The organism is Variovorax sp. 01T439_2 (assembly GCF_056398445.1).
Window position 1 is genome coordinate 1 of record NZ_JBFTPJ010000431.1, and the last position, 4,804, is coordinate 4,804.

At 64.3% G+C, this 4,804-nt stretch carries 3 protein-coding genes, 1 tRNA gene and 1 pseudogene; 3 read left to right on the plus strand and 2 right to left on the minus strand.

From position 1 onward, the window contains the following. The 3 genes from AC1DOC_RS19595 to AC1DOC_RS19605 all read left to right on the plus strand — a co-directional run. A partial coding sequence (locus tag AC1DOC_RS19595; protein WP_478130323.1) for a non-canonical purine NTP pyrophosphatase occupies positions 1-412 on the plus strand: 412 nt, incomplete at its 5' end. Positions 413-415: 3 nt separating this feature from the next. Beyond that, positions 416-1,675: a radical SAM family heme chaperone HemW gene (hemW, locus tag AC1DOC_RS19600; protein ID WP_478079445.1), complete on the plus strand. Its 1,260-nt coding sequence runs from the start codon at positions 416-418 to the stop codon at positions 1,673-1,675. Between the two features lie 32 nt (positions 1,676-1,707). Then, positions 1,708-1,792 (plus strand) — tRNA-Ser (locus tag AC1DOC_RS19605). A gap of 480 nt (positions 1,793-2,272) precedes the next feature. Here the strand turns inward: AC1DOC_RS19605 and AC1DOC_RS19610 are convergent. Both AC1DOC_RS19610 and AC1DOC_RS19615 read right to left on the minus strand, forming a co-directional pair. After that, positions 2,273-3,877: a GGDEF domain-containing protein gene (locus AC1DOC_RS19610; RefSeq protein WP_478079446.1), complete on the minus strand. Its 1,605-nt coding sequence runs from the start codon at positions 3,875-3,877 to the stop codon at positions 2,273-2,275. 755 nt (positions 3,878-4,632) lie between these two features. Then, positions 4,633-4,804, minus strand: a pseudogene (locus tag AC1DOC_RS19615) (LysR family transcriptional regulator); the annotation flags it as partial.

The following is a 4,804-nucleotide window of genomic DNA, read 5'->3' on the forward strand; positions in this document are numbered from 1 at the left end:
GGCCATTGCGGACGACGCAGGCCTTTGCGTCGATGCCTTCGGCGGCCTGCCGGGCGTGGACACGGCGTTCTATGCCACGCAGTTCGGCTATGCCAAGGGCGACGCCAACAACGTCAAGGCGCTGCTCGAGCAGCTCGACGGTGTGGTCAATCGGCGCGCCGCGCTCGTCAGCACGCTGGTCGCGCTGCGCGGGCACGACGACCCCGAGCCGCTCATCGCGGTGGGCCGCGTGGTGGGAGAAATCACGAAGGCGCCCATCGGTGACAACGGCTTCGGCTTCGATCCCGTCATGTACCTGCCCAGCTTCGGCAAGACCTTTGCCCAGCTGCCGCCCGAGGTGAAGAACGCCAACAGCCACAGGGGCCAAGCGGCCAAGGCCATGCTGGCCCTGATGCGCGAACGCTGGTTCTGAGCGATGGCCTCTGTCGTTCCCATCCAGCCCGTACAGCCCGCGGGCGCACCGCAGGCCAACGACGTGCTGCACTGGATGCGGCCCGGCCCGCTGCAGCTCGCGGCGCTGCCGCCGCTCTCGCTCTACATCCATCTGCCCTGGTGCCTGCGCAAGTGCCCCTACTGCGACTTCAACTCGCACGAGTGGCGCGCCACCAACGAGGCCGAGGCCGAGGGCATTCCCGAGGCGGCGTACCTCGACGCGCTCATTGCCGACCTGGACGCTGCGCTGCCGCTCATCTGGGGCCGCACCGTCCACACCATCTTCATCGGCGGCGGAACGCCAAGCCTTTTTTCGCCGCAGGCCATCGACCGCCTGCTCGGCGACGTGCGCGCCCGCCTCAAGCTGGCGCCCGAATGCGAGATCACGCTCGAAGCCAACCCCGGCACCTTCGAGCGCAACCGCTTCCGCGCCTACCGCGGCGCGGGCGTCACGCGGCTTTCGGTGGGCGTGCAGAGCTTCAACGACGAGCACCTGAAGGCGCTGGGCCGCGTGCACGACCGCGCCCAGGCCATTGCCGCCGTGGAAGAAGCCGCGAGCGCGTTCGACACCTTCAACCTCGACCTGATGTATGCGCTGCCGGGCCAGACGCTCGAGGGGCTGGACGCCGACCTGACCCAGGCGCTGGCGCTCGCGCCGCCGCACATCTCGGTGTACCACCTCACCATCGAACCCAACACCTGGTTCGCCAAGTTTCCGCCGGCCCTGCCCGAAGACGACCTGGCCTACGCCATGCTCGACCGGATCACCGAGCGAACCGCCGCCAGCGGCATGTCGCGCTACGAAGTGTCGGCCTATGCGCGCAGCGGCCACGCCTGCGCGCACAACCTCAACTACTGGCAGTTCGGCGACTACCTGGGCATTGGCGCCGGCGCACACAGCAAGCTGAGCTTCGCGCACCGCATCGTGCGCCAGGTACGCTTTCGCGAGCCGCGCCTGTACATGAACAACGCCCGCGCCGGCGCCGCCGTGGCGCAAAGTGACGAAGTGGCGCTGGCCGACCTGCCGTTCGAGTTCATGCTCAACGCGCTGCGCCTGAAGGAGGGCTTCACGCTGCCCCAGTTCAGCGAGCGCACCGGGCTTGCCATGACCAGCATTCAAAAGGGCCTGGAGGAAGCCGAGCGCAAGGGCCTCATCGCGCGCGACCTGCATCGCGTGTGGCCCACCGAGCGCGGGCTGGATTTCCTGAGCGACCTGCAGTCGCTCTTCCTGCCCGACGAGTAACGGGCCGGCGTCAGCATAAAATCGACGGTTCCGGAGAGTTGGGTGAGTGGTTTAAACCAGCAGTCTTGAAAACTGCCGACGTGAAAGCGTCCGTGAGTTCGAATCTCACACTCTCCGCCGGCAACCCAGTATCCATGCGGATTTGCGGGCGGGGCAGGCACTTTACTCCCCATTTTTACCCCCTTTTCTTTTCGCGCTCAGGTGGGCTGCTTTGGATCACCTTGGGCGAGGTGCGCCGAACCACCGGTCTCTAGGGGGCTGGTGTCCCAGGGGCCTTTGGCTCAGCTCGGGCTCTGCGCAACCCGTTGCGGCACTACCCCCGCCGGGGCGGGCCGGCGCTTGCCGCCGTCTGCCGAATGCCGTTTTGAGCCCAATCCGACGGGCCAATTGGACCTGACTGAGCCAGATCTTGGCCAAAAAATGTTACATCTTGTCGCATTTATGCTATAATTTATTCACGGGCCAGGCCTGCCTGGCGCAACCCAGGCTAGACCCTGCCCGTCTGTGGAGCCCACCACCTGTAGCCCTTGATGGCCGCCAAGCCAGCGCATTTGCGTCGCCTTCGGCCACCACGAGGGCAACACAACAGCAAACTGGTCAGGCGTGCACCCTGACGGTGTTTCGCCCCTCCTGCTTGGCAAGGTAGAGTGCTTCGTCCGCGGCTCTCAGCAGTTCGAACGGCGTGCTGCCGGGCTGCGGAACCCCGGACGCCACGCCAAGGCTGACGGAGACGGTGCCCAGCGCCGACGCCGCATGAGGGATCTGCAGATCGGCCACGGCCAGCCGCGCCCTTTGCGCAACCTCGAGTGCACCTGCGGCGTCCGTCGCGGGCAACAACAAAACCATTTCTTCGCCCCCGTAGCGCGCGACAAGGTCGCTCGAGCGCCACACGGCCGACCGCAGTGCCTGGGAGACCCGCCGCAAGCAGTCGTCGCCTTCAAGATGCCCGTACAGATCGTTGTACTTCTTGAACTCGTCGACGTCGACCATGACGACCGCCAGCGCCGTTTGGCTTGCCAGCGCCTGTTGGAAGTTGAGGGCCAGGCGGGCGTCGAAGTAGCGGCGGTTGGCCAGGCCTGTCAGCCCGTCTTCCTGCGCAAGATGTTCCAGGCGCTCATTGGCCTCCGTCAGCGCGTCCCGGGCACTTCGCAGCTGCAGTTCCGCCACCAGTCGCCTGCGCATCGACCGGATCAAGTGGCGGCCTGACACTCCGACGACCAGGCACAAAAGAACCACCCAAGCCGTTTGATAGATCGACGCGGATTTCCATTCCTGCAGCGCCTCGTCCTTGCCGACGGCAACGGTCACGAAGAGCGGGTAGTTCAGCAAATGCTCGAAGCTGATGATCCGTGTCACGCCATCGATCGCCGATCTTCCCTCGACGGTGCCCGAGCGCGAGGCCCGGAAACGTTGCTGCAACGGCGTATCTGTACTGCGCCTGCCCAGGTCGGCTTCCCTGAAGGGGCGGCGGAGCAGCAGTTGGTCCGTCCCGAACAGCGCAATTGCTCCTTGCTCGCCGATCTGAAAGTGGTCCAGGACACTCAGCAGATGCTTGACGCTGAGCGTGACCAGCACCACGCCGGCGAAGTTGCCGTCCGGGTCGTTGATCCTGCGCGACACCGGGATCACCCACTCGCCCGAAGAGCGGCTCACGATGGGGCCGCTGATCAGCGTCCGCGCGCTCGGGTTGGTCCGGTGGTGAATGAAATATTCGCGATCCGAATTGCTTCGGGTACCCGCCGGGGATGCATCGGAATAGACCAGCCATCGGCCTTGCTCGTCGTAGATGAAGATTCCCTTGATGGCTTGAACTTCGGCGACATGGTTCACGAGGACCGGTTGAAGACGCTGCAGGGAGTCGGGCGTGATGTCCGCGCGCTCGAGTTCGAAGACGAGGCCCGAGATGATGTGCTCGGCCAGGGCAGCCGTACTATCGATCTGCTGGCTGACCGCGCGTGCCAGGTTGGTATTCGCCCGCGCGATCTGCTCGTTTTCCGCCGTGCGCGCACGAACGACCAGCCATGCGTTCATGACCAGCAACGCCGCGCACACAAAGACTACAAACAAAGTAGTACCGTAGATGACGCGGCTTCGTTGCGCGTCTGTTTTCCGGGCAAGAGAACTGGCGTCGGTCGCCGGCCATGGACCAATGGACGTGTCCGGAATGGTCTCGGCCGCGAGGGGAGTGGAAGCTTCTTTCATCGAAGGCCAAAATCCATAAAGAACTCCAAGTGAGAAGCCGAGCGTGAGCTCCAACCGGAGACGCGTGCGCGATCTGATCATCTCATCCCAGCAGCAGCTATGACAGCGCCGCGCGGCTGACCTAGACCGAATTCAGCAGCTACACCAACGATACGGCTGAGCGCGTGGGCAGCCTCACGCAGAGCCTGCTCAGTCCGCTGACAGGACACCCCATCCAAAGCACCATTGCTGCGGCCGATGTCACCTGAAGCATCGGCGACAGCCCAACAGGCCGCATCACTGGTTTCGACGCGGCCCACAGTGGCAGCTTCGGCTACGGCGCCAACGGATTCTCATGGCTTGAGGGTGCGTGGCCAATCAACGGTAAGGGGGTATTGACGTGCCTTTGGTTATCGACGGTTGGGCCGCGGCGTCGGGCTTCGAGGCAGCCTACGCGCCGTACATGGACACAACCGTGGCGCTGTGATGCTTTCACGAGATCTTGCGATCGACGAAGTCGCCTGGCGCTGCACGCGAACAACGTCGTAGAGATCGCATGGTCGACGCCGCTGCAGTAGAGTGGCCCTGCTGCGTTCAATAGCATCTTGCAGCGTCTTCTGCGCAACACAGCGTCGATGGTTTGAGACGCATGCGCAGATGGCCCCCCAGCTTGCGGAGCGCGCCGTAGCGTTGTGCTTCCACGGCATGGTTGCTTCCGCGAAATTGAGCGATACGCGGCAGGCGCTTGTGAATGGATGTATTTCAGCCCTCTGCTTCTAGGTCGGATGGTCGGGTGCGCCGCCTCCCATGCGCGTTTCAAGCAATTTCAGTAGTGCACGCAGGGCTGCGCTGTTGTGCCGGCGCTGCGTGTACGCTGCGTAGAGCCAGATGTCACGAGGCATGAATTCTTTGAGCACTGAGACCAGGCTGCCGCGTTCTGTGTACGGC

Bases quoted from the DNA above. Each gene is read 5' to 3' on its own strand.
- hemW (WP_478079445.1), top strand. From the start codon at position 416: ATGGCCTCTGTCGTTCCCATCCAGCCCGTACAGCCCGCGGGCGCACCG.
- AC1DOC_RS19610 (WP_478079446.1), bottom strand. From the start codon at position 3,877: ATGAAAGAAGCTTCCACTCCCCTCGCGGCCGAGACCATTCCGGACACG.